Consider the following 24502-nt stretch of genomic DNA (forward strand, 5'->3'; position numbering starts at 1 on the left):
AAGCCAGCCACAGAGGGGTGCCCCTTCTTACCCCTTCTGGTGCGGAGTCGTCGTAGGCCGGCCGCGCCCCTTGCCCTCATTGGGACGGCTGGGCTTGGCCGACGGCGGGCCCTGCCCGTTCTCGGCTGGGCCGGCATCGAGCAGCGGTGCGCAGAACTTGGCGATGTTCGCCTCGCCGCCGGCTGCCCGCAACAGATCCTGGAACGCCTCCGCCGCCATCTTCTTGCCGGTGGGTTTCTTCTCGCCGGCCTCCCAGGCCCGGCAGAGCCCGAGGGCCGCTGGGCTGCTGGGGCTGATCGTCCGGCCGTGGTTGCTTGGACTGGGCGCCGGAGTGGGCCGTGCGGACGGCGTGCCGCCCGGCGTCGGGGTGGCACTGGCGCGCGCGCCGGGCGGCGGCACGCCCAACCCCGAGAACAGGTCGTGGGCCTGCTGCTGGGCGCCGTTCGGCAGGTTACCGGTCTCGGCTGCCAGCGCGGTGCCACCCATCAGGAGGACGGCGGTGCCGGCGGCCGCCTTGACGGCGACCGACCGGGTCAGCCAGGACCGGCGGGGCGCCGGCACGGCCGTTTCGCCAGTAGCGAACCCGGCCCGTTCGTACGCGGCAACCGCCGCGGCGAGACCGACCAACTCGTCGGAGCGGGGCGGAGCCGCCGCCGCGGCGAGCAGGTAGCTCAACTCGGGGTGCGTGGGATCCGAGCCCGGCGTGGAGAGCATCTGCTCCGCCTCGCGGTGCCCGATCCGGCGCTTTCGTGCAGTCAGCATCTTGCTCAGAAGGGCGTCCCACAGACCCACGGTGTTACACCCCTTCCGGCCGAGCCGAGTTCAGGCCCAGAGACGGCCGGATCGCGGCCCGCCGCGCCTGGACCTCCGCGTGCCCGGCGAGCCGCCGCAGGCCCCGCATCGCCGCGATCCGCACTGCGCCGGGGCGTTTGCCCAGTACCTGTGCCGTCTGCGCCACGTCGAGGCCCGCCACCACGCGCAGGGTGACCGCCTCGGCCTGATCTTTGGGCAGCGATGCGATCACGCTGAGCGCCCAGTCAGTGTCGGAGCGCTGGATCACCTCAGCCGCCGCGTCCGGCGCGCTGGCCGCGAGGTCCTGGTCGGTGAGGTCCTGCGGCTCCTCCGGCCGGCGACGCGCGCGGCGACGCTCGTCGATCGCCCGGTGGCGAGCGATCCGGAAGAGCCAGACCCGGAACGCGGGCGGCTCGCCAGCGAAGGAACGCAGGTCGCGGGCGGCCTGCAGCCACGTCTCCGAGGCCACGTCCTCGGCCGCCTCGTCTACGATGACCCGCAGATACCGCAGCAAAGCCGGCTGCAGTGCGCGCCACAGCACCGCGAAGGCCGCCGCGTCGCCCCGCACAGCGGCTGACAGGGCCCCCGCGAGTTCCTCGTCGTCCAAATCATCGATCCCGTCGCGTCTGGAAAGCGCCGAGCCAGCAGGCTACACCCTTCCCGCAGGCCCGCTACCAGGGAAGGATGGGCTTACTTGAGCCCATCGGACTCAAGTCGAGCAGAGGTCCGTTACTCGAACTCGCCCATGATCGGCAAGTGTGGCCGTTGGTCGGCGACAAGCGCCCCTGCGCACATGGTGATCGGACCGGTTCACGGGTTCACGGCGACGCGTCTGAACTGCTGCGATCATCCCTCGATCCTGCGCACACCTTAAGAGGGGACAGAAACAATGGGGGGACGCTGGTTGGTGCGTCTGGCCACGGTTGCCGGCGCGGCGCTCGCCGTGGGACTGAGTACGGCATCGCCCGCGCTGGCGGCCACGACGATCCCGATAAATCCGGGCAACGTGCCGACCACGGCCGCCGACTACGAGCAGGGGTGCGACTTCGGCGGTGGCCCGTACGCCGACAAGGACGTCTGGGTCTTCGTCCTGCCCGGCAACTCGGGCGACTTCGTGACGGTGACCGCGACATTCAGCACGCCGGAGGGCGCGGTCACCCGGACGATCCCGACCGACGGCGGCGCGATCGTCGACAACAAGGGCACCAGCAAGGCTTGGATCGCCACCGCGGCCGGGTGGACGCTGACCGGCGCCACCGCGGAGATCACCGGCACGTCGCCGCAGGACCAGTTCAACCTGACACACACCTGCGCGGCGACCGGGAAGGGGACGCCGACACCGACACCGGGCGGTTCCGGATCGCCGTCGCCATCGGCGTCGGTCTCGCCAGACACCTCGGGCAGCGTGACCCCGAGCACCACGCCGGGCACCGGTGGTGGCTCGGGCGACCTGCCCATCACCGGCACCGGAGTGGCGGGTATCGCGCTGTTCGGCGGCGCGCTCGTGGCCGGTGGCGTGGCGCTGCTGGTGCTGCGGCGCAGGCGTGACATCACCCCAGTAGCGTGATCCATTGCGTCCTTCAAGCTGTTTCGACGGCTTGAAGGACGCAATGCTCACGGAGCTGTCGTGGTGACGGTGAGAGCCGTCCAGGCGCCGACGTAGATCGTGTCGCCGCCCTTCAGCGGATGTGGAACGTTCGGGTCCAGCGGGTTCGACGACGGGTCGTTCAGGTAGGTGCCGTTCGCGGACTCCAGGTCGACCACCGCCCAGCCGTCGGGCTGGGCGACGAGCAGGGCGTGCAGGTGTGACACACCCGGGTCTTCCGGTGGCCCGGTCAGGTCGATGTCCGGGTTGACGCCGCGCGAGCGACTGCGCCGGCCGATGACCACCTGCTCGCCGGAGAGCTGGAAGCGGCGCTCGGGCGAGAAACGCGGAAACGCCAGCGAGCCGGCGTCTTCACCACCCATCGCCTTGATGACCTCGAAGTACGCGGAGTCGGCGCGGACGGCGACCTGCCACACGCCGGTGGTCGGCGCGGCCTGGGCTGGCGGCGCGGCCACCGGTTGTGGCGTTGAGACAGGCGGCGCGCCCACCGGCGGCGCCAGCAGGAAGTCGTACCCGTCCTCCTCGCAGAACCGCCCGGTCTGCGACGACCCGCACACCGGGCACGTCTTGGCGTCGGGCGCCTGCGGGGCCGCGGCGGCCGGCGCCGCCACGGAGGGAACAGCCGCGGCGGGAGCCGCAGACGCAGACGCGCCGCCCATCCGTGCACCGCACACGTCGCAGTAGTCGGCGGTGCCGGACTCGTGGCCCTTCGGACAGGTCGCCATCAGCCCTCCCCCTGCTTCTTCTTCACCCGCACCGTCACCGTCGACCGGACGTTCGTCAGCTCAGCGTCCACACCGGACACCTGCTTCTTGAGCCGCACCGTGCCGGTCGGCGCGTCGACCACGTCGACCACGCGAGCGAGCAGCTTCGCCGTGCCCTCGTGGCCGGACTCGTTGGCAAGCTGCACCGCGCGACCCAGCTTGGCTGTCGCGGTATCGATGTCTCCCGCGTCGCGGGCCTCGAGCCCCTCCTGGATGACCGCGGCCAGCTCGGCCTGGCCCGTGTAGTGAGCCACCTGCGGGTTGATCTTCGTGGAGAGTGCGGTGTCGTCGGTCCAGCGCGCCAGCACCAGCTTCTCGGTGAGGACCTGACCACCGCTGACCAGGCTGACCCGGGCCGCGAGCACCTCCTCGCCGACCACGTCAGGCTCGACCTCGATCGAGACGTGATAGTCGCGGCTCTCGGCGCCCCAGGCGCCGGTCGGGTAGTCGCCGATCCGGCCGCTCACCTCGGTGCGCCGGGCGGTCAGGTCCTCCACCTGCGGGTACACCTGCTTGACGAACTTGATCGTCGCGCCGGCCGGCGACCACACCCGCAACGACACGTCGGCGACCGCCTTGCCCATCGCGCCCTCGGTCATCGCCTGGAACGCGGCCGGCAGCTCCGACGGATCCTCCAGGCCGTCGGCGGTGCCCAGCAGCGTCGAGGCGATCAGCCGCAGCTCACGGGCCACCCAGTCGTCGCCGACGCCCCGGCTGTCACACACGAACTTGCCCTCGCAGGCGTTCAGTACCCGCTGGAAGTCTTCCGGGCTCTCGTGCTGGTTCTGGCCATCGGTGAGCAGGATGGCGTGTTTCACCTCGGCCTGCTGCCCCGCGAAGAGGTAGTTGGCGAGGTCCAGCCAGCGACCGATGGCGGTGCCGCCGTCGGCGCGCAGCCGCTGCACGGCGGCCTTCGCCTCCGCCTTGGTCTTCGCGGATGCCGGCACCATCGTCGCGTCGCCCGGATACACCATGTGCGCCCCCGCCGTGCCGGCGATGACCGCGAACGCGACCCCGTCCCGTAGCGTGTCGATGGCGACCGCGGTGGCCTTCTTCGCCTCCGCGATCTTCTTGGCCGGCATGCTCATGGAGCCAGAGACGTCGACCATGATGACCTCAGCCGCGGTTGGCGCCGTGGAAGTCTCGCGCAGGTCGCCCCCCTGCGCGGTAACGGTGATGATGGCGTCGACCACCCGGCCGCCCTCGGGCAGGTACTCGTTCTGGTCGATTTCGGCCGAGAACTGCGCGGTCATGACAGGGGTCCTCCTGGGGGTGGGAAGGCGAGCAGTGCGATCGCGATGTTGTCGTGCCCGCCGCCGTCCAGTGCGACGGTGGTGAGGTGGCGGGCGACGTCGATCAGAGACCGGCCCGCGACCGCGTCGGCCAGCGCCGCCGGGTCGGACAGGTAGTGGTGCAGCCCGTCGGAGCAGAGCAACAGGTGGCCCGGGCCGCTGGGGCGCAACGACACCACCTGCGCCTCGGGGTCGCCGGAGTCGGCGCCCAGCCAGCGGATCAGCGCCCGTGACTCCGGGTCGGGGTCGAGCGCGGCCGGAACCGGCCGACCGGCAGCGATCAGCGCCGCCATCGAGTCGTCGACCGTGAGTTCGGCGGCGTCGGGACCGAGCCAGTAGGCACGGCTGTCTCCGATCCAGCCCACGGTCACGCCTTCCGGTGTCGCGACGCCGGAGACGTACGTGCAGCTCGGTGGCGTGTCGCCGTCGCTCGCCTCGGCCACCGCGCGCGCCGCCGCGGCCGCCGCCCGAGCAGCCTCCACCGTGGCCTTCGCCGGGTCGGCCCCCCGGCCCAGATCCGCCAGCAGCGAGGTGAGGCCCGCTTCGGAGGCGTCGTGCGACGCCGCGTCGGAACGGGTCGATGTGGACACGCCATCGCACACCACGGCCAGGTTGAGCCCTGCCGCCCGGCCTACTACGACGGCGTCCTCGTTGCGGCGGCGGCGCCTGCCGCGGTCGGTCACGGCGGCGACGGTGCCCAGATCCAGCTCCGCGTGGTCGCGCCCAACCGACCGGCGGCGTCCACAGTGGTCGCAGTACGCCTCCGCGCTCGCGAACGCCTCGCCACACCCCCCGCACGCCGTGCCCGACGCCCTCGACGACACCCACACCGTGGGCACCTCCACGCGCGGCGGCTCGCCGGTGTCGAGGTTGCGCCCGCAGACCTCGCAGAACCGGTGGTCCACCTCACTCGGCGGACCGTGCTCGGGGCAGGCCCTCACGTCAGCGTCCTCGGGCGCACCGCGTTGGCGCGGTCGACGAGCGCGATGCGGGCGTCGGGGTCGTGCGCGAGCTGAGCCATCGCCCGGTACGCCTGCTCCAGCCCGAAGCGCAGCCCGCGCTCGGTCAACTCGTGGCCCAGCACCTTGGCGCCCGGCGGCAGGCGGTGCCCCGGCAGCTTCGAGCCGGTGATCCAGCCCAGCGCGGCCTCCAGCATCTCCACCGCGAGCCGGGCGCGGCGCTCCACGTCCAGGGTGATCCTTTCCAACCGGCCGGACGCGGCGACCAGGTCGTCGTGCTTCAGCGCATGCACATCGGCGCCAAGGCTGGCGCGCACGGCGGCCACCTGCGCGGCGATGTGCAGGCTGGAGCTGTCGGGCACCTGGTCGAGCACCGCCAGCGCCCCGGCTCGATCGTTCGCCGCCAGGCGGATGCGGGCGAGTCCGAAGGCGGCGCTGATGTATCCGTGGTCCACCCGCCAGACCCGCTCGTAGAGACGAGCGGCCGCGTCCACGTCGCCGGTGCACTCGATCGCGGCGGCCAGCGCCAGCCGGGCGGCCGGCTCGCCGGGCAACGCGTCGTAGACGGCGTCGAACGAGACCCGTGCCTCGCCCGCGTCGCCTCCGGCCAGCGCGGCGATGCCCCGGTACCAGTCGATGCGCCAGTCGAACGGGTCGGCCGAGGCCAGCTCGTCCAGCCCGGCCCGCGCCGCCGCCCGATCGCCGCTCTCGATGTGCGCCCGCACCAGGCGCAGTGCCACCTCCACACTGGACATCGGCGCGGCCTTGAGCTGCTTCACCGCCTCGCCCGGGTCGGTGACGCTCAGCGTCGCCAGGAAACCCGCGCCCGCGTCGAGGACGTCGACCTGCGGCAGCGGAAGCCCAACGGCCACATCGGACGGACGCAGCTGCGGCACCGTGCCGTCACCAACCTCGCCCGCCCCCGTGCCGAACGCCCGCCGCTCCGGCGTGAACTGCCGCGACAGCGTCGGTCGCGGTATGCCGTCGGCCGCCGAAACCACCTCGCGCAGCACGCCGAGCAGTTGCTCGCTCATCTCGGCCGCCGACTGGAAGCGCCGGTCGCGCTCGAAGTGCGTGGCCCGGCGCAGCAGCCGGTGGTACGACTCCTCCTGCGCCAGCAGCGGCACGTCCGACACGTCCGGGAGCCGGTCGGCGTACGTGGTGGAGAAGCCGCGGAACTCGAAACTCAGCACCGCCAGCGACCGCCCGACGGTGAATATGTCCGACGCGACAGAGGTACCGAGCTCCGCCACCTCCGGCGCCTGGTAGCCGGGCGTGCCGTATACCGCGCTCACGTCGTCGTCGGCCCGCCGCACGCCGCCCAGGTCGATGAGCTTGAGCTGCTCCTCGGCGTGGATGACGTTGTCCGGCTTGAAGTCGCAGAAAATCAGGCCCCGGTCGTGCAAGTAGCCGAGGGCCGGCAGGATCTCGACGCCATACGCGATGACCTCGGCCAGCGGCAGCACCCGAGCGCCCTCGGCCCGCCGGGCCACCAGGATGTCGCGCAACGAATGGCCACCGACATACTCCATGACGATGTACCCGATCAGCTCGCCGCTCTTCGGGTCCGGGTGCTGGACGAAGTCGTGAATCTTCACGATGTTCGGGTGGTCGATCTCGACCAGGAACCGCCGCTCGGTCACCGCGGCCGCCATGGCGTCGGCGTCTCCGGTGTTGATGAGTCCCTTGAGGACAACCCATCGGTCGCTGACCGAGTCGCTGACGTTGCGGTCGCGGGCCAGGTAGATCCAGCCCAACCCGCCGTACGCGAGCGCGCCCAGCATCTCGTACCGGTCGTTGACGATGTCGCCGGGATGCAGCCGGGGTACGAACGAGAACGGCGTGCCGCAGTTGGGGCAGAACCCCTCGACACGGCCCGGCTTTCCGTCCTTGCCGCGCCCGACCGGCTCGTTGCACTTCGCGCAGTACCGCCGGCCCTCGGCCACCTTCGGGTCCTGCATGACCGCGGTCGCGGGGTCGCGCAGCGGCACCCGAGCGATGTCGATCAGGCCCGCGCCGAGCCCACCGCGCGAAGAACCACGCGTGCGGCCCGAGCTGGCACGCGTCGAGCCGCCACCCACCGTGGCGACGGACGGCACGGACCCGGCGGCAGACGCGGCCGACGGCACGCTTGCCAGCGGCTTGTCGGGCTTGCGCCGACCACACTCGTCGCAGTAACCCTCCGGCCCGTACGACCCGGGACAGTCGGCCCGGACACACCTCATCGGTGTCCCCTCTCCGTGAGCTCGTTGAGGTAACGCTGGTAAGCGACCACCGCGCGGGTAGCGGCCGGCAGGTCGCACGGACTCGTGTACAGCAGCTCCTGCGCGGCCCGGTGCAGCGCCGACAGCTGCGAGTGTTCGGCCAGCGCCAGCCGTCCGGCGCGGGCCCGGTACGCGTCGAGCCGGCCGCGCAGCTCGGCCCGGCGCCGCATCAGTCCGTCGGCCGCCTCGTGCAGGTGCGCGGCTCGCTCGCGGGCCGCCGCCACCGAACGCTCCACAATGGAAAGCTCATCGGCCAGGCGCGGCCACCGCTGCTCGCGGTGGAGCTGATCGAGCTGCGCGATATGGGCGCGCAGGGCCGGAACCGCGTCGGGCGCCGCCGGCAAGCCCGGGTTCGCGATTTTCTCAAAAGCTATCGAGTACGCCGTAGCCGCGTCCGCCTCGGCGTTGGCCACCTCGTCGAGGGCCCCCTTCAGCCGCCGGACCCGGTCCGGATACGCGTCGCGGAGCCGGCTGTACTCGGCCAGCTTCGCCGCCAGCGTGTCCACCTCGCGAACCAGATCCGCCGGCGGACCGGCCGGGTCGAGCGGATCGCGCATAGCGGCGAACGTCGCCTCCGCCAGCCGCACGTCCAACCGCTCCACGTCGGAACCCATGGTGGCGTACCCGAGCACGTCCGCCGCCGACCTGGCCTGCTCCAGCGCCTTGTTCAGCGGCTCGAACCGGCTGGCCACGTCCGCCTGCGCGGTCTGCACGGCGTCGAGCGTGTCGGTGACCTCGTTGCCGGCCCGCTCCAACTCCTGGGCAAGCCCCATCGTGGTCACCCAGTTCGGCGGTGGGCCGGCGAGGGGGTCGTCGACCACCATGCCATCCGGTCCCAGCGGCAGCACCGGCCCGCGCAACAGGATGGTCAGCTCCTGCAGCTCCTCGTCGCCCGGGCGGGACCGCTCCGCTCGTACCGCCCTCACCCGGTCGAGCACCGACCGCAGCGCGCTGAACTGCGACCACAGCGCGTCGACGCGCGGCAGCGTCTCGGCTGCAACACTCAGCGTGGTACCTCGAAGGTCGTTGCGGCGCAACGCCACCAGCCCCGGGTGGGCGTCCACTGTGTACATCGCTGCCGAGATCCGGTCGTGCGCGGCCACCAGCCCGACGATGGCGAAATCCACCTCGTCGCGGCCCATCGGCGGCGTCACCATTGCTCAGTCCTGGTATCGGGCGGCGGGTGGCTGTGGCGTGCTGCCCAGCGCGGAGAGCCACTTGTTGTACAGGCGGGTCCAGGTGCCGTCGGCGCGAAGCCCTTCCAGCACCCCGTTGACGAACCGCACCAGGTCGGTCGACTCCTTCTTCATCGCCATGCCGTACGGCTCCTCGGTGAACCGCTCCGGCAGTACGACCGTGCTCGGGTCCTGTGCCGCGAACCCGGCCAGGATCGCGTCGTCGGTGGAGACCGCGGCGACCTGGTTCTGCTGGAGCATCACCAGGCAGTCGAGCGCGTCGGCACCCGACACCGGCAGCGCCTGCGGCGCCTTCGCGGCGATGTTGCGGATCGACGTGCTGCCTGTCGCGGCGCACACCTTCTGACCGGCGAGATCCTTCAGCGCAGTGATCTTCGAGCCCTTCGCCACCAGGATCGCCTGCCCAGCACTGAAGTACTCGGTGGAGAAAGCCACCCGTTGCCACCGGTCACAGTTCATCGTCATGCTGCGGATGACCATGTCGACCGTGCCGCCCTGGATCGCCTTTTCCCGCTCGGCCGTCGTCACCGTGCGGAACTGCACCTTGTTCCGGTCGCCGAAGATGGCCTCGGCGATCTCGTACGCCAGGTCGATCTCGAAGCCCACCAGGTTGCCGGTCTTGGGGTCGCGGTACCCGAAGCGGTAGTTGTTCTGGTCGACGCCAACGACGAGCCGGCCGCGCTTCACGATCTGCGCCATCGTCGACCCCGCCGGCATCCGGCCCGCACCCGGCAACGCTCCGGACGGCCGCAGGCTCGCCCGCGGGTCGCAGGAGCCGGCCGGGGCGCCGGCCTGCGTGGGGATGTCGGCCGGGTCCCTCGCGTCGACCGGGCGGGGCGCGCTGCCGTCCACCCGCCCCTCCGGCAGCGACTCAGCGGTCGTACAGCCGGCGAGGAACATCGCCGCCACCAGAGCCACCACGATCGGGCGTCTCATCGGTACTCCGCCAGCCGCCGCTGGAGACCCAGGGCCGCGCCAACGATCAGCAGCACCGCCAGCAGCCCGACACCGATGTCGGCGGCGGTAAGCGCCCCGGCGGCACGGTCCACCTCACGCTCGAAGCGCTCGCCGTTGTGCTCGATCGCGCCGGCGAGCTGCTCGTCGAGCTTGTTGAAGATGCTCGCAGTCGAGGTGGGCTCGGTGCCGATCGCGGCGGTCACCGCGTTTGCGTACTGCCCGCCGTCGTCGAGCGCCCGCAGATCCTTGTGCGCCTCCAGCCACTTTGCCGCCTCGGCGGTCGCCGCCTGGGCCGCCGCCTGAGTGGTGGCGTCGGCGCCGTCCAGTGCCAGAAGCTCGGTGACCCGCGGCATCACCTCGACGTAGTCCTTCTCGAACGCAGCGCCGTTGCCCCGTGCCACCAGCGTGTGCGCCTCGTCGGCCCGCGCCTGCAACGCCGCGATCCGCGCCCCCGCCAGCCGGGCCACCTGCGCCGAGCCCTCGTCGCGGCTGGCGTCCAACCGCCCCGCCGCCAGTACCGCCGACACCGCCAGCCAGATGACCAGCACCACAGCCGCCCCCGTGGCGGCCAGCAAACCCACGTTGAACACCCGGTTGGTGCGCCGGGTCAGGTACCGCTGCACGACGATCAGCGCGACGATCGTCACCACCCCGAGGAAGATGGCGAACCACGGGAAGGCCCCGGCATTGTCCCGCGCGTCGTCCAACTCCTCCGACACCGCCTCGTACAGCGACTGTGCCGCCGGCAGCAGGCTCGACCGCATCAGGCCGGACGCCTCGCGCAGGTAGGCGCCGCCGATCGGCACGCCCTGGCGGTTGTAGACCCGAGCCGTTTCGACGAGCCCGGTGTAGACCGGCAACTGGGCGGCTATCTTCGCGACCGCCGCGTCGCCCTGCTCACCACCCGCCCTGCCACCCGACACGATCGAGAGGGCGGCGGCCGCGGCCGCGATGTCCACCTGGTACCGCTCACGCATCGCGGCCGGCTCGACACCTCCGGCCAGGAACGCACTCGCGGCAGTGGCGTCGGCATCGGAGAGCGCCCGGTACAGCCGCTGGGCGGCCACCGTCAGCTCACCGTTTCGGGCGGTCGCCCCATTGATCAGGTCGATGCGTTGGCGCACACCGATCGCGCCGGCCAGCCCCGTGGCAAGGCCCAGCACGATGAGCACGGCCATTGCCAGTCCCAGCCGCCCGGGAGTGCGGCGTAGGCGCCGCTGCACCGCGGGAAGCCGCCGGGCGATCGTCGCCGGTTCGCGAACGAGAGTCACGCTCACCACCTCGGGGATCAAGGTATCCCCGCACCGCAACCCCGGCGGCTCAACTATCCCCACCGATCAAGGGCAAACGCATGTGGCTCGATCTCATTTCCACGTGCATACGCCCTTGATCCACGCGAATGCCCTTGATCGCCGCGCCACCCAATTCAACTGCCGGACGGGCGACGGATAGGGACCACGACCGGACCGGTTGGGGTGTCGATTACCCGTACCCGGGCGGCGTAGTGCAGTGCCAGGAGGCGTTCGGTAAGGACGTCGCTCGGCCGGCCAGTCGCAGCAATACGACCCTCGGCTAGGAGGATCAGGCGGTCGGCGTACTCGCCGGCCACGGAGAGGTCGTGCATTGTCGCCAGAACCGTGAGGCCGTGGTCGCGGCGCAGTTGGTCGACCAGTTCGAGGACTTCCTGCTGGTGGCCGATGTCCAGCGCGCTGGTGGGCTCGTCGAGCAGGAGCAGGGTGGCGCCTTGGGCCAGCGCGCGGGCCAGAAAGACGCGTTGGCGCTCGCCGCCGGAGAGCGTGGTGAGGTGGCGGCCGGCGAAGCGGGTCAGGTCGAGGCGGTGCAGGACCTCGTGGACGGCTGCAAGGTCAGCGCCGGATTCGCGGCCGAGCGGGCGGATGTACGGGGTGCGGCCCAGGAGCACGTAGTCGAAGACCACCATGCCGGCTGGGACGACCGGGGACTGTGCCACGGTCGCCACGATTCGGGCCCGCTGTCGCCGAGGCAGTCGGGCTGTGGGCGTACCGAACAAGGAGATGGACCCCGACGCTGGCAGGAGGCCGCCGACGGCGCGCAAGAGGGTCGATTTGCCGGCGCCATTGGGGCCGATGACGGTGACCCATTCACCGGTGGCGACCGTCAGGTCGACGCCGGCCAGGATCGTGGCACCGTCCAGCACGACGCGTAGGTCCGACACCTCTACGGCGGTCACAGCGCCACCCGGCGGCTGGTGCGGAGGATGAGTACGAAGAAGGGGGCGCCGAGGAACGCGGTGACCACGCCGATGGGGATCTCGGCGGGTGACGCGACGGTGCGGGCGACCAGGTCTGTGAGGGTGAGGAACGCGCCGCCGAAGAGCACCGCCAGCGGCAGGATCACGCGGTAGCTGGCGCCGAAGAGCAGGCGGATGGTGTGCGGCACGATGATGCCGACGAAACCGATCAGGCCGGACACCGAGACGGCGGCGGCGGTGCCGAGGCTGGCGGCGGCGAGGAGCACGTACCGCGAGCGCTGCGGGTGGAGGCCGAGGCTGCTGGCTTCGTCGTCGCCGACGGAGAGCACGTCGAGTTCTCGCCGGTAGAGCAGGACGACCGCGCCCGTGATGATCGCGTACGGGAGGACCACCAGCACGTCGTGCCAGCCGGCGGTGGCGAGGCGGCCGAGCAGCCACGAGTAGACCTCGCGGATGGCGTCGACGTTGCGCTGCATGAGGTACGTCTGGCCGGCCGCGAGGAAGGTGGAGACGGCCACCCCGGCGAGGATCAGCGTGGCCGTGGAGCGGTCGCGTCCGCCGGCGACGCCGAGCAGGTACGTGAGCGCCACCGCACCGAGCGCGCCGATGAACGCCGCGATCGGGGTAGTGATCGGCAGGCCGGAGGTCACGTCGCCGCCGGACCGGCCGGTGCTGACCCGAAACGCGATCACGGCGGTGACCGCGAGCCCCGCGCCGGCTGCCACGCCGAGCAGGTGCGGGTCGGCGAGCGGGTTGCGGAACACGCCCTGGTAGCAGCCGCCGGCCAGGGCGAGCATCCCGCCGACGAGCAGACCCAGCACCACGCGCGGGAGGCGGATCTGCGTGATGATCGCGATCTCGCGTTCGGTGAGGCCGCTGTCGATGTGCACGCCGGGGATGAGGTTGAGCAGTTCGGCCGCGACGCTGCCGGGTGGCAGGCTGACCGGGCCGAACGCGATCCCGGCGACACCCGCCACCAGGACCGCGACCAGCCCGATCACCACCCAGAGCGGGCGCAGCTTACTCACGCGGGGATCTTGCTCACCGCGTCGACGATCGCGCGTACGAGGTCGACGACGCGCGGCCCCCAGCGGGAGGCGACGTCGTCGTCCAGGGCGACGATCTGGCTGTTCTTGACCGCTGTGATGCCGGACCAGCCGGTGCGGGCCTTGACCGTGTCCGCCGACTGCTGGCAGCACTTGCTGTCGGCCAGGAAGACCAGGTCGGGGTCGGACTTGATGATCACCTCGGCGGAGAGCTGCGGGTATCCGCCCTTCGCGCCGTCGGGGTCGGAAGCGTCGGCGATGTTCGAAAGGCCCGCGAGCGAGAAGAGCGAGCCGATGAACGTCTTGCTCGTGACCGAGTAGAACGTGGGATCGAGCTCGTAGTAGTAGGTCAGCTTCTCGGTGCGCTGCGGCACGTCCTTGACCAGCTTGGCGATGTCGTCCTTGATGCGCTGCACCGTGTCGGCTGCCTCGTCGGGGTGCCCGGTGAGGGCGCCTAGCTCGGTGAGCTGCTTGTACGTGTCGTCGAGCGTGACGGCGGCGGTCGCCTGGTACACGGGGATCTTGAGCGCCGTGAGCTGGTCGACGACCTTGTTGGTGTCGTTCGAGAGCACGACGAGGTCGGGGCTCTTGGCGGCGATGGCCTCGGCGTTCGGCTGGAACCCGGACAGTTCCGACTTGGGCGCCTCGGGCGGGTAGTTGGAGTTGTCGTCAACGGCGGCCACCTGGGCGCCAGCCCCGATCGCGAAGAGCATCTCGGTGGCGCTGGGCGAGAGCACGACGATCTTCTGGGGCTGCTTGTCCAGCGTGAGGTTGCCGACAGTGACGGGGTAGGCGGCCGTGCTCGTGGTAGGAGCGGCCGGCTCGTCGGTGTTGTCGGCACAGGCGCTCAGGGCGAGCAGGGCGACCGCCGCGGCGGTCAGGGCTCTCTTCATGGGTCCTCCTGTCGGTCGAGGATTTGGTGCTTCGCCGACAAGAGCCGCGCTCCGCCCGCGAGGCGCCCCTCCTCGAAGGCGCGGATCGCGACCGTACGTAGGCGACCTGGCTCGTCCACCCGGGGAGGGCGGCATCACAGTTGCGGGACAGCGCCGGAGTCGCACCGGCTTCGCTACGCGCGGTCATGGAGCACGTTACCCGCCCCGCGGCTCACCTTGGAGTCGCGGGGCGGGCATGTGTGACCTGCTTATGAGGCGGTGATGGTGAGGTTGTCGACGCCGGCCTCGACGAGGCTGGCGGTGGAGGCGTCGGCCGCTTCGATCAGGATGCGGACCGACTGCCCGGCGTACGGGGTGAGGTTGGCGTTGGCGGTCGCCCAGGCGCCGTTGCGGTTACTCGCCGCACCGGCCACGTTCAGCAGCGCCGTCGTGCCGCCCGCGTGCACGACGCTGACCCGGAAGAAGTCCGCCGACGACGCGTTCGAGCCGTGGGCGAGGTACCAGGCGAACGACAGCGACAGCGTCCCGCTCGACGGCAGGGTCACCGCGGGCGAGCGCACGCTGGTGGTGCCGCCGTCGACGTCGTAGTCGCCCGCCGCCGTGCCCGCGAGCCGGCCGGTCACCAGGTCGTTGCTGCCGGCAAACGGGGTCAGCTGCTTGGCGCCACTGGATGTGGTCGCCTGCGCGGTGCCCCGCTCCCAGAGGCCGACGGTGGCGGTGTCGGTGCCGTTCGGGTTGGTGGTCCAGCCGGTCGCCGTCTCCAGCGTGTCAGACCAGACCGTAGTGCCGCCGCCGGTGCCGCAGTACTGGGCCTGCTTGCCGGTGGCGCGGTACGGGCAGTCGGCGTACTCGGAGAGGATCAGCACCGCCTCACGGTTGCGGGAGGTCTGCGCGGGTATGACCTCGTCGGGCGGGTAGAAGCCGCCGCCGGTGGCCGAGCCCGGGTACATCTCGAAGGTGTACGCCCAGATGCCGTGCTGGCCCCACATCCAGTCGATGCTGTCGCCGTCCGTGATGTACAGGTCGGACGACTGCTCGGGGGTGTAGCCGTTGGTGGCGGCCATCTGCTGACCGATCGTCTGGAAGACGGCCTGCTGGTCGGCGTTGAGCCCGGGCGCCGTGTTGGCGGTGGTGTACCCGTAGGGCCAGAGGATCAGCTGGGAGTACGTGTGGAAGTCGATGTTGGCCTTGATCTGCTGCACGCCGCCGACGACCCGGCTGTTGACGAAGTCGCGCAGCCGCGCGGTCTCCGGTGCGGAGAAGGCGGACGGGCCACGGTACGTATCGGAGCTGGTCGAGCCGGACGAGCCGCCACAGCAGCCCCAGTTGTAGCTCCAGTTGCGGTTGAGGTCGGTGCCCACATTGGACGAGCCGCTGTTGGGTTGCCTGTTCTTGCGCCATGAGCGGTACGAGCCGGTGGCGACGTCGTACTCGCTGCCGTCCGGGTTGACGGTGGGGACGATCCAGATCTCCCGGGTGTTGACCACGTTGGTGACCCGGGAGTCGGAGCCGTAGCTGTCGGTGAAGAGGTTGAGCAGGTAGATCGCCATCTCGACGGTCAGGTGCTCGCGCGCGTGCTGCTGGGAGTTGAAGAGGATCTCCGGCTCGGCCTCGTCGGTGGCCACGTTGTCGGAGATCTTGACGGCCATGATGTCGCGGCCCTCGTGCGAGTTGCCAAGGCTGATCTTGCGGGCGATGCTCGGGTGGTCGGCGACCACCTGGTTGACCACCGCGGTCAGCTCGGCGTAGTTGTGGTAGGCCGAGTCGGCGGGTGGGAAGTCGAATGTGCTCACGCCGCCGGACGGCGCCTCGGCCGGCACGGCCACGACCTGGAAGCCGAGCCGGATGATGGCCCGCACCTCGGAAGGCGTCGCGGATACGTAGATCTTTCCGTGCTCGATGTAGTCGATCGCGGCGCCCGTGCGGGCGATGGCATCGCGGTCCGCGAACGTTCGCGGGCCGATGACGCTGTACTGGCCAGCCAGAACGGCTGCCTTCGGGCCGGACTCGGGTTCGGCGGTGACCGGGCTTCCTGTGATCAGGAGCAGCGCGGCAGCCGCTGTGGCGCCGAGGATGGTGATCCTGCGCAGTTGCATTACACGACCTCCGAGGGTGGGGAGATCCGGTTATGTGATGAACAACTGCAGCACCCATCACGTGGTCATATCAATATGTCAATGTGGTCGTCCCGTCGGCAAAGATTTACCAACAAGATGGCTCTGGCGAAAGTTGTCTTCGGGCGGGATAGTGACGGCTATGGTCCGAACCACCGCTGCCCTCGCCGGCGTCACCGCCATCGCCGTCCTCGGTGCCGGGGCGCCCGCCCATGCCGGAGATGTCATCACACACGACTCCCTTACACACGACTCCCTTGCGCACGACGAACAGATCGTCTTTCAGGACTGGTCGACCTATCAGGACTGGCGCGGCGGCACCCATCAGGGCACCGTCGCGATTCCCGGGGTACGCGCCGGCATCACGATGTTGAAACCCGCCGGCACGGTCGACTACGCCGATCCGCACACCGGCACCACGAAGACCTGGAAGTACTCCACCTGGACGTCACCGGTGCGGCAGGTCGGCTTCGACGCCAGCGAGCTGGTGGCGTCGTGGAACGCCGAAACCCCCGCCGGCACCTGGATCCAGATCGAGATGCAGGGCACGTACAACGCCGGCAACCAGACACCCTGGTACGTCATGGGGCGCTGGGCCGCGGGCGATCAGGACATCAAGCGCACCAGCGTCAACCGGCAGGGTGATCCCTGGTCGACGATCTGGACCGACACGTTCTCCATCGACGACGTCGCGGGCGGGGTCATGCTGCGGGGATACCAGCTGCGGCTCACCCTGTACCGGGCGCCCGAGCAGTGGCGGTCACCCCGGGTGTGGATGCTGGGCGCGATGAGCTCGTACGTGCCGGACCGCTTCAACGTCACCCCGAGCGCCGGGGGCATCGCGTGGGGCCGGGAACTGGCGGTGCCCCGCTACTCGCAGAACATCCACCAGGGGCACTATCCCGAGTACGACGGCGGTGGAGAGGCGTGGTGCTCACCGACCTCGACCGAGATGGTCATCGAGTACTGGGGACGCAAGCCCTCCGAAGAGGACACGTCCTGGGTGGACCCGACGTACCCCGACCACACCGTCAACCACGCCGCCCGGATGGTCTACGACTATCAGTACGACGGGGCGGGGAACTGGCCGTTCAACACCGCGTACGCCGCCACGTTCCCGGGGCTTGACGGGTTCGTGACCCGGCTGCACTCCCTCGACGACGTGGAGCGGCTCATCAAGGCCGGCATCCCGGTGATTACGAGCCAGTCGTTCCTCGCCAGCGAGCTCGACGGCGCCAACTACGGCACCGCCGGACACCTCTTCGTCGTGGTCGGCTTCACGGCGAACGGTGACGTGGTGGTCAACGATCCCGCCTCGTCGTCGAACGACGCCGTGCGCAACGTCTACAAGCGGTCGCAGTTCGAGCAGATCTGGCTGCGTACGAAGCGGATCAACGCGAGCGGCGGCGTGTCGGGCGGTTCCGGCGGCATCGCGTACATCATCAAGCCCTGGTGGAAGCCCTTGCCCCGCGGCCTCTAGTGCCTGTCCCAGATCAAGGGCAAACGCACGTGGTTTGATCTCTTTCCGCGTGCGTTTGCCCTTGATCGACGCGATGTTCCTCGATCGGCGCCCCGGGGCGCCGATCGCCTAGGACTTCGGCGCGGCCTCGTCGTCGCCCGCAAGGGCGGCGCGGAGCCGCTCCTTCTCCGCCTTGCGCCGCTGCGAGGCCGTGGCCATCTGGCCGGCCATCTGGTCGCGCCAGCCGCGCAGCAGGACGAAAGAAAGACCCGCCGAAGCCAGCAGGGCGATCATGAGTTTGACGAAGATGTCGAGGTCCAACGGCCACAGGGCCGCCAGAACACCCACAAACAGGCCGATCCGACCCAACGTGTATTTGATCGCGGGGCTCATGGCCTTTCCTTACCCGGCCCGGCGGGCAAGCCACCGGATGCCGTAGAACCAAATCAGTGCGTACGCCAGCGCAAAAGCGGCCGCCGCGGCGATACCAGACCAGAGCGGGCCCGCACCGCTGACCACCCCCGCCACCAGCAGGCCCAGCGTGACGCCGATCGCGGCGCCCACCAGCGCGGCGGCGATCCGAGCGGGACCACCCGCCCAGGCGCGGAACTCCTCTACGAAGATCCACACCGGCAGGATGATCGCCAGCCAGCCGCTCGCCTCACCAAAGTCGCCGAGGTCGAGCAGGGAGAAGACGCCGTCGAAGACGACCAGCGCGAGTACGCCGATCACCAGGCCGGCGAGCGCCAGGCCCAGCAGGTCGGTAATGGCGACGATGCGCCCGTCGGCGTCGCGCCGAGGGAAGCTGCTCTGCGCTTCAGTCATGACCCCACGAGCGTACGTGAGGCCCGAGGCGATCCTTCCCAAGGGATCGGGCGCGGCTGCGATCAAGGGACATTGCATCGATCAAGGGCAAATGCACGCGGTATTGAAATCAAATCACGTGCGTTTGCCCTTGATCGACGGAAAGGGGCGCGCGGCTAGGTCCAGATGTGTTGTGGTTCGCGGCGGCGGTCTGCCAGCGGGACCGGCGGGTCGTATTCGGTGATTACCGTGTACTCCGCGTCTCGCTCGACGGGCTGGAGACCCGCGTCCCAAATCAGGTTGAGCACGTCGTCGCGGTCGGCGTCGGCGGGACACACGAGATCGTCGGCGCCGAAGTTCAGCGCGAGCTGCGCCAGGGGTCCGCCGTGCACGTCGAGAGAGGCGACGACGTGCGCCTCGTCGCCCGCCTGGAGCCGCGCCAGCGCGAACGCCTTCAAGGACTCGGCGGGCGACGCGCCAGGAGCGGGGGTCTGGCTTGCCGGTGCTTCGCCCCCGATCACGAAGGTCACGCGGTCTCCGTACCGGGCGGTGCGGCTGGTGTGCGCGAGGCGGCCCAGCCAGGACAGGTCGTCAGACGCGCCGAGGATCGCGACCTCGTCTGGCAGCAACAACTCCCGGCCGGATACTTTGTCGTCAACCTGCCGCTTGCGCACCGGATCCATGAAGCCGAGCCTACGTTGGTTGTAGGTCAACGATCTCTCAGGTACCCGTTACCTGACTTCCAATCGACATAGGTCGTGCGTTGCGGTAGGAACAGAATGGGACGGGATGGCTACGGGGAGGCCAAGTGGCGAGGCGTAAGGGTAGGCATCAGGCACCGCGACAAGGGGTGATTGGTCCAGTACTGCGACCGATCGCCTGGTCTGCCGCGCTCAGCGCGGCGGTCGCCTTCGCGTTCGCCAGTCCTGTCCACGCCGAGCCCACCTTGCCCAACACGGTCCCCGACGCCGGCACCCGTCCCGCGCCCGCCGGCAGCCTTCAGCTCCCCGGCCAGACGCCGCCGCCCAGCACGGGCAACTCCACCTACACGCCTCCGTCCACCGTCAACGGTCCGCTCGCCACCCAGGTCTACAACGCCCGGGTCGAGGTCCAGACGCTCGAACAGCAGCTGGTCACCCGCCTCCAGGAGCGCGACCAGGCCCGCGCCGACCTGGGCATCGTCGAGCTCCAGCTCCGCCAGGCCAAGGAGGCCGTCGCCAAGGCGGAGTCCGCCGCCGACAGTGTCGCCGCCGAGGCACTCAAGGAGGCTGCCGAGCTGCCGCCGGGCATGTTCGGCTCCGATCTGCACGGGCTCAGCGAGCTGTCCCGCCTCCAGCGCGGCGAGCGGTCCAGCGCCAAGACCCAGGACGCCGACCGCGAGGTGGCACGGGCCAAGGACGCCGAGCGGGTGGCGCAGGACGCGTACAACGCGGCGCTGACCCGCCACCAGTTGGCGATCACCCAGTTCACCACGCTGGAAGCGACCTACAAGGCCAAGGACGCGGCGCTCGGGGAGCTGGAGTCGCGCAACGCCGCCCAGCTCGCGGTCATCGAACGAGCTCGCGAGGAAGAAGAGCAGCGGCGCGGCGCCCAGTACGTTGGCGACGAGACGATCGCCGGCAAGGCCGCACACCCCAAGGCCATCGCGGCCATGCAGTTCGCGAAGGATCAGCTCGGCAAGCGGTACGTCTGGGGCACCGAGGGCCCCAACACTTACGACTGCTCGGGTCTCATGTGGGCCTCGTACCGGTCGGTCGGTTACTACCAGCTTCCCCGGGTGTCGCGCGACCAGTACTACGCCACCCGCGGCAAGTCGGTCTCCAAGTACGCGCTGCTCCCCGGTGATCTGGTCTTCTTCGCCTCCGGCAACAGCTGGTCGAGCATCCACCACGTGGGCATGTACGTCGGCAACGGCCTGATGATTCACGCGCCGAACAGCCGGGAGAGGGTGAAGATCTCCGCCGTTTGGTGGTCGCGGCTCTTCGCAGCGACCCGCGTGTACGGCGAGGTGGCCGCGCCGACCACACCGGCGCCAACGACACCGGCGCCAACGACGCCGGCCCCAACCACACCGGCCCCAACCACGCCAGCGCCGACCACGCCAGCGCCGACTACACCGGCGCCAACCACACCGCCGGCCACGACGAAACCGCCCACCACTCCACCCACGACGACGAAGCCGCCGACCACACCTCCCACGACGACACCGCCCACCACGCCTCCGACCACACCGCCGGCGACCACGCCCTCGCCGACGCCCGCGCCGCCGGACAGCCCGAGCGCGGCTCCGGGTACGTCGAGCGCCGCGCCCGCCACCTCCAACGCCTCTCCCGATTCCGAATCGTCCGTCTCCGCCTCGTCGAGCAGCGGCTCCTGAGTTGCCCTTTCCGGGTCTGGGTGGGCGGGCGGGCGCGGATATGGCACGGTGAGACGTGAAGGGGACGCGGGAGGCGATGATGAACGAGCACCAGTCCGGCGGCCCGGTGGCCGGCCGGGAGGCGCCGGCGGAACTGCCGCCGCCCCCACCCGTTGGCACGGCCCTGCCGGAGGCGCCGCCCGAAGACCTGCCTGAGGCCTACGAGCTGCCGCCACCCCCGCCCGCGGGAGCGCTGTGGCCGGGCTTCGCGCCCGCTGACGGCGCTCTGCCGGCATCACCTGGCTCGGTGTCGGCGCCACCCACCTCTGCACCACCCGCGCTGTCGGCGCCTCCTGCGGTGTCCGCGCCTCCTGCGGTGTCCGCGCCTCCTGCCGCAGTGCCGGCGCCGGCTTCTGGGGCCGCGCCGGCGGGCGGGATCGCGCCGCTGCCGCCTGGAGCGCTGGTCTGGAGCACGCCGCCTGGGCTGCCAGCGATCACCCCGGACAAGCCTGCCGTCAGGGGCCGCGCGACCGTGGCGTCCGCGTCCGCGCCGAGCCTCAACGACCTCGCCGGGCTCCCCTCCCGGCCCGCCACCGGCGGCACCACCTATCGGGCCGGCGATGCTGCCGCCTCGGCAGAGGCGGAGGCCGCGCCACCACCCCCCGTCGCAGACGCGCCGCAAGCCGCACCCCAGGTCGGGAGCGGTTCCGCGCTGTCGCCTCAGATGGCGCCGGCCGGATCGGCACCGCCGCTCGCGCGGCGCCAGCCAAAGGCTCCGGTCGACAACTCCCCCTGGTCCGCCTTCGCGGTGCCGTGGAAGGACCCGGCGGAAGCACCCACGTCTGGCCCGCCAGCCGCTGCCGCGGCGCTTCCAGTGTCGAGCGCTCCAGCGGTCTATGGCACGCCCACACCGGCGCCGCCCGCCTACAGCACGCCGCCGCCGGCCTCGCCCGTCTACGGCTCGGCCGCACCGGTCTCGCCGCCATCCGGCGCTTCCGCGCCAGGCGCGCCGTCTCACGAGGCGCCCGTCTCGGGCCTGCCGTCCTACAGCACGCCGCCGGCTGCGACCTCCTACGGCGCCTCCCCGCCCTCCTACGAAGCGCCCTCCTACGAAGCGCCCTCCTACGAAGCGCCCTCCCGCGAAACGCCCTCCTACGAAACGCCCGCGCCGGTCGTGCCCTCCTTGGGTGCGGCCGCGGCGGTGGCTGGCCGTGCCTCAGCGGTCTCAGCGGTCTCGGCGGTCTCGGCGCCCCCAGCATCGGGTCCGCCTGCGCCGACGTCCGCCCCGCCCTCGTCCGCGCCGCCCGCGCCGACCTCCGGCGCGCCGGTCCCGGCCGCTGCCGAGCAGGTTCCCGACTACGTGCTGCCGGCGCAGCGCTCCGGGGAGCCCGGCGTGGCCGCGCGGGCGCGCGTTTCCGTCCCGGGCGCTCCACAGCCGACTCCCGATGAGGTCAGGGTGGCGCTGCTGCGCGGCACCGGCGGCCAAGCCCGAATCTATCGGGCGCCTACCGCCAACGAGCCCACGCCTCCTGACGAGCCGCCCCGCCCAGAGCCACCAGGGCCAGGGCCGGCGCCAAACCCGTTCCCGCCACCGGACCCGGTGCCGCCGGTGCCGGTGCCGCCTGGCCCCGCACCCACGCCGACACCGCCCGGGCCACCCCCCGCACCGGAGCCGGTCCCGCCGTTCCCGCCGGCACCGCCCACGATCGGGCCCCCCGGCCACAGCGCCACGGCCGCGCCACCGGCGCCGGCGGTGCCGGCTCCCGCGCTGCCGGGCTGGCCGCCGGCGGGCAACCCCACCGCGCCTGCCGCCTGGGGTGCCCCGGTCAGCGGCCGGGCCGAAGAGCCCGAGCAGCGTCCCGCCAGCGCGCCACCAGCGGCGGTGTCCACATCGGCCGAGTACGGCCAGTGGGCACGAGGCCAGCGTCCACACGGGACCGTCTACGGCGGACCGGGCAGCGAGCCGCCGCCGCACATGACCATGGCGGTGCCGAACGGTCCTTCGCTGGAGAACTCCGGCTCGCTCACCGGCCACATCCTGGCCCAGGGCTGGTCCGACGAGACGAGCACAGGGCGCAGCACCGCCAGGGTCATGGTCATCATGGCGATCGTGCTGGGCGTCGTGGTCGTGGTCGGCGTGATAGCCGCGCTCGCCGCGGGCGACACGTTCAGCAGCCTTTTCGACGGTCTCCTGAACAGCTGAGCCGCTTGGGGTGAGCACGCCCACGTGGGCGTGCGCTGCCGCGTACCCGTACACTTGCAGAGATCACTGACCTGGCGCGGCTGTTCCGCGCCCATGGGCGTTCTTTGTGGCGATCGGCGGCGAGATGTGGGCCGCGGCGGGGCCATGCGAAGAAGGCCCCCCGCTGAGAGGTTTACTTGACCACCTTCGCTGACCCCAGCACGTTTCCGTCCGTTTTCGACTCCGCTGACGAGCCCAGCTCCGCTGAAGAGCCCAGCTTCGCCGACCTCGGAGTGCCGCGCCCCCTGGTGCGGGCGCTCGACAAGGAAGGCATCACCACCCCGTTCGAGATCCAGGCCGCCACGGTGCCGGACGCCCTGGCCGGCCGCGACGTGCTCGGCCGCGGCCAGACCGGCTCCGGTAAGACGCTGGCGTTCGGCCTGCCGCTGCTCGCCCGGCTGTCCGCCGGTCCGAAGGCCCGGCCGCGCCACCCACGGGCGCTGATCCTGGTGCCGACCCGCGAGCTGGCCATGCAGGTCGCAGACGCTCTGCGGCCGCTGGGCCGCGCCGTCGGCCTGTTCCTTGCGACGGCGGTCGGTGGTGTGCCGTACGACCGGCAGATCGACGGGCTGCGGCGGGGCGCGGATGTGATGGTGGCCACGCCGGGGCGGCTTGCCGACCTGATCCAGCGCGGTGCCTGCTCGCTCGACGACATCGACATCACCGTGCTCGACGAGGCCGACCAGATGGCTGACATGGGCTTCCTGCCCGAGGTCACCGATCTGCTCGACAAGACGCCGGCCGGTGGGCAGCGGCTGCTCTTCTCGGCCACCCTCGACGGCGACGTCGACACGCTGGTCCGGCGCTTCATGACCGACCCGGTGACGCACTCGACCGCGCCGGCGGTGGCCACGGTCACCACGATGGATCACCACATTCTGCTGATCCCGCCGCACGACAAGTTCGGGGTCGCTGCCTCGATCGCCGCGCGCGAGGGCCGCACGATCATGTTCGTCCGCACCCAGATGGGCGTCGACCGGCTGGTCGGCCAGCTCGCCGCGGTGGGCGTACGGGCCGGGGCGCTGCACGGCGGCAAGACCCAACGGGCCCGCACCCGGACCCTGGCGGAGTTCCGCGAGGGGCGGGTCGGCGTGCTGGTGGCCACGGACGTGGCGGCGCGCGGCATCCACGTCGACGACGTGTCGCTCGTGGTGCACATCGATCCGCCGAACGACTCCAAGGACTACCTGCACCGTGCCGGACGCACAGCACGGGCCGGCGAGTCGGGCGCCGTCGTCACGCTGGTACTGCCGAAGCAGCGCCGGTCGACGCTCGCACTGCTGCAGCGGGCCGGAGTCAAGCCGACGGAGACCCGGGTGCGCCCTGGCGACCAGGCCCTGGCCGACGTGACCGGGGCTCGCCAGCCCAGCGGTGTGCCGGTGGTCAACGAGCCCACTCCGCCCCCGGCCCGCCGATCGGACCGGGCACCCCGGTTCGACCGTCCGCGTGGCTCCCGGCCGCCGCGGCGCCGCTTCGAGCACGAAGGTTCTCGTGCGAAGGACCGCACACCGCGCGGATAATCACGAGC

21 protein-coding genes and 1 riboswitch are annotated in these 24502 nt (G+C 71.1%); of the genes, 5 read left to right on the forward strand and 16 right to left on the reverse strand.

Translation table 11 applies throughout. The annotated features are described in order from the left end of the window. Window positions 1-27 precede the first annotated feature (27 nt). Together V6V89_RS04815 and V6V89_RS04820 are read right to left on the reverse strand one after the other, a co-directional pair. The gene (locus V6V89_RS04815) at window positions 28-762 is read right to left on the reverse strand and encodes a hypothetical protein (RefSeq protein ID WP_334617708.1); all 735 of its coding nucleotides are present in this window, start codon (window positions 760-762) and stop codon (window positions 28-30) included. Window positions 763-796: 34 nt separating this feature from the next. Next, entirely contained in the window at window positions 797-1399 is a 603-nt protein-coding gene (locus V6V89_RS04820) for an RNA polymerase sigma factor (RefSeq protein ID WP_334617709.1), read from the reverse strand. Window positions 1400-1699: 300 nt separating this feature from the next. Here V6V89_RS04820 and V6V89_RS04825 point away from each other — a divergent pair, with 300 nt between their 5' ends. Continuing rightward, window positions 1700-2359, forward strand: coding sequence for an LPXTG cell wall anchor domain-containing protein (locus tag V6V89_RS04825; RefSeq protein WP_334617710.1), 660 nt, complete (start codon window positions 1700-1702; stop codon window positions 2357-2359). A gap of 47 nt (window positions 2360-2406) precedes the next feature. Here V6V89_RS04825 and V6V89_RS04830 read toward each other — a convergent pair whose 3' ends face one another. The 11 genes from V6V89_RS04830 to V6V89_RS04880 all read right to left on the reverse strand — a co-directional run bounded on the left by V6V89_RS04830 (window position 2407) and on the right by V6V89_RS04880 (window position 16095). Further along, entirely contained in the window at window positions 2407-3123 is a 717-nt protein-coding gene (locus V6V89_RS04830) for an FHA domain-containing protein (protein ID WP_334617711.1), read from the reverse strand. Next, window positions 3123-4415, reverse strand: a complete 1293-nt coding sequence (locus V6V89_RS04835) for a VWA domain-containing protein (RefSeq protein ID WP_334617712.1) — start codon at window positions 4413-4415, stop codon at window positions 3123-3125. Before V6V89_RS04835 ends, V6V89_RS04830 begins: the two co-directional genes overlap by 1 nt. Continuing rightward, window positions 4412-5395 carry a PP2C family protein-serine/threonine phosphatase gene (locus V6V89_RS04840; RefSeq protein ID WP_334617713.1) on the reverse strand — a complete coding sequence of 328 codons (984 nt, stop codon included), beginning with the start codon at window positions 5393-5395 and terminating at the stop codon, window positions 4412-4414. The genes V6V89_RS04835 and V6V89_RS04840 overlap by 4 nt, the downstream gene beginning before the upstream one ends. Continuing rightward, the gene (locus V6V89_RS04845; protein WP_334617714.1) at window positions 5392-7638 is read right to left on the reverse strand and encodes a serine/threonine-protein kinase; all 2247 of its coding nucleotides are present in this window, start codon (window positions 7636-7638) and stop codon (window positions 5392-5394) included. Before V6V89_RS04845 ends, V6V89_RS04840 begins: the two co-directional genes overlap by 4 nt. Next, window positions 7635-8834 carry a hypothetical protein gene (locus V6V89_RS04850; protein WP_334617715.1) on the reverse strand — a complete coding sequence of 400 codons (1200 nt, stop codon included), beginning with the start codon at window positions 8832-8834 and terminating at the stop codon, window positions 7635-7637. Before V6V89_RS04850 ends, V6V89_RS04845 begins: the two co-directional genes overlap by 4 nt. Before the next feature lie 3 nt (window positions 8835-8837). Then, on the reverse strand, window positions 8838-9809 hold the full coding sequence (locus V6V89_RS04855) for a glutamate ABC transporter substrate-binding protein (protein ID WP_334617716.1): 972 nt from the start codon (window positions 9807-9809) through the stop codon (window positions 8838-8840). Further along, complete coding sequence (locus V6V89_RS04860; RefSeq protein ID WP_334617717.1) at window positions 9806-11101, reverse strand: hypothetical protein; 1296 nt, start codon at window positions 11099-11101, stop codon at window positions 9806-9808. Before V6V89_RS04860 ends, V6V89_RS04855 begins: the two co-directional genes overlap by 4 nt. A gap of 155 nt (window positions 11102-11256) precedes the next feature. Then, window positions 11257-12039, reverse strand: a complete 783-nt coding sequence (locus V6V89_RS04865) for an ABC transporter ATP-binding protein (RefSeq protein WP_334617718.1) — start codon at window positions 12037-12039, stop codon at window positions 11257-11259. Then, a complete protein-coding gene (locus tag V6V89_RS04870) occupies window positions 12036-13088 on the reverse strand; it encodes a FecCD family ABC transporter permease (RefSeq protein WP_334617719.1) in 1053 nt (350 codons plus the stop codon). Before V6V89_RS04870 ends, V6V89_RS04865 begins: the two co-directional genes overlap by 4 nt. Further along, window positions 13085-13999 (reverse strand): ABC transporter substrate-binding protein, encoded by a 915-nt coding sequence (locus V6V89_RS04875; protein WP_334617720.1) that lies wholly within the window; start codon window positions 13997-13999, stop codon window positions 13085-13087. The genes V6V89_RS04870 and V6V89_RS04875 overlap by 4 nt, the downstream gene beginning before the upstream one ends. A gap of 105 nt (window positions 14000-14104) precedes the next feature. Beyond that, a riboswitch (cobalamin riboswitch) is annotated at window positions 14105-14168 on the reverse strand. Between the two features lie 79 nt (window positions 14169-14247). Further along, a complete protein-coding gene (locus V6V89_RS04880; RefSeq protein ID WP_334617721.1) occupies window positions 14248-16095 on the reverse strand; it encodes a M14 family zinc carboxypeptidase in 1848 nt (615 codons plus the stop codon). A gap of 160 nt (window positions 16096-16255) precedes the next feature. Between V6V89_RS04880 and V6V89_RS04885 the strand changes: the two genes are divergently transcribed. Next, window positions 16256-17593: a C39 family peptidase gene (locus V6V89_RS04885; protein ID WP_334617722.1), complete on the forward strand. Its 1338-nt coding sequence runs from the start codon at window positions 16256-16258 to the stop codon at window positions 17591-17593. A gap of 108 nt (window positions 17594-17701) precedes the next feature. Here the strand turns inward: V6V89_RS04885 and V6V89_RS04890 are convergent, their stop codons facing one another. The 3 genes from V6V89_RS04890 to V6V89_RS04900 all read right to left on the reverse strand — a co-directional run bounded on the left by V6V89_RS04890 (window position 17702) and on the right by V6V89_RS04900 (window position 19059). Next, window positions 17702-17965, reverse strand: coding sequence for a DUF4229 domain-containing protein (locus tag V6V89_RS04890; RefSeq protein ID WP_334617723.1), 264 nt, complete (start codon window positions 17963-17965; stop codon window positions 17702-17704). Between the two features lie 9 nt (window positions 17966-17974). After that, window positions 17975-18397, reverse strand: coding sequence for a hypothetical protein (locus V6V89_RS04895; RefSeq protein ID WP_334617724.1), 423 nt, complete (start codon window positions 18395-18397; stop codon window positions 17975-17977). 155 nt (window positions 18398-18552) lie between these two features. After that, window positions 18553-19059 (reverse strand): hypothetical protein, encoded by a 507-nt coding sequence (locus tag V6V89_RS04900; RefSeq protein WP_334617725.1) that lies wholly within the window; start codon window positions 19057-19059, stop codon window positions 18553-18555. Between the two features lie 167 nt (window positions 19060-19226). Between V6V89_RS04900 and V6V89_RS04905 the strand changes: the two genes are divergently transcribed. The 3 genes from V6V89_RS04905 (at window position 19227) to V6V89_RS04915 (ending at window position 24494) form a co-directional block, all read left to right on the forward strand. Further along, window positions 19227-20753 (forward strand): C40 family peptidase, encoded by a 1527-nt coding sequence (locus V6V89_RS04905; protein ID WP_334617726.1) that lies wholly within the window; start codon window positions 19227-19229, stop codon window positions 20751-20753. A gap of 55 nt (window positions 20754-20808) precedes the next feature. Then, the gene (locus V6V89_RS04910) at window positions 20809-22935 is read left to right on the forward strand and encodes a hypothetical protein (RefSeq protein ID WP_334617727.1); all 2127 of its coding nucleotides are present in this window, start codon (window positions 20809-20811) and stop codon (window positions 22933-22935) included. Between the two features lie 176 nt (window positions 22936-23111). Continuing rightward, complete coding sequence (locus V6V89_RS04915) at window positions 23112-24494, forward strand: DEAD/DEAH box helicase (RefSeq protein ID WP_442935064.1); 1383 nt, start codon at window positions 23112-23114, stop codon at window positions 24492-24494. Window positions 24495-24502 lie beyond the last annotated feature (8 nt).

Source organism: Micromonospora sp. CPCC 206061, from assembly GCF_036906915.1.
Lineage (GTDB): Bacteria > Actinomycetota > Actinomycetes > Mycobacteriales > Micromonosporaceae > Phytohabitans.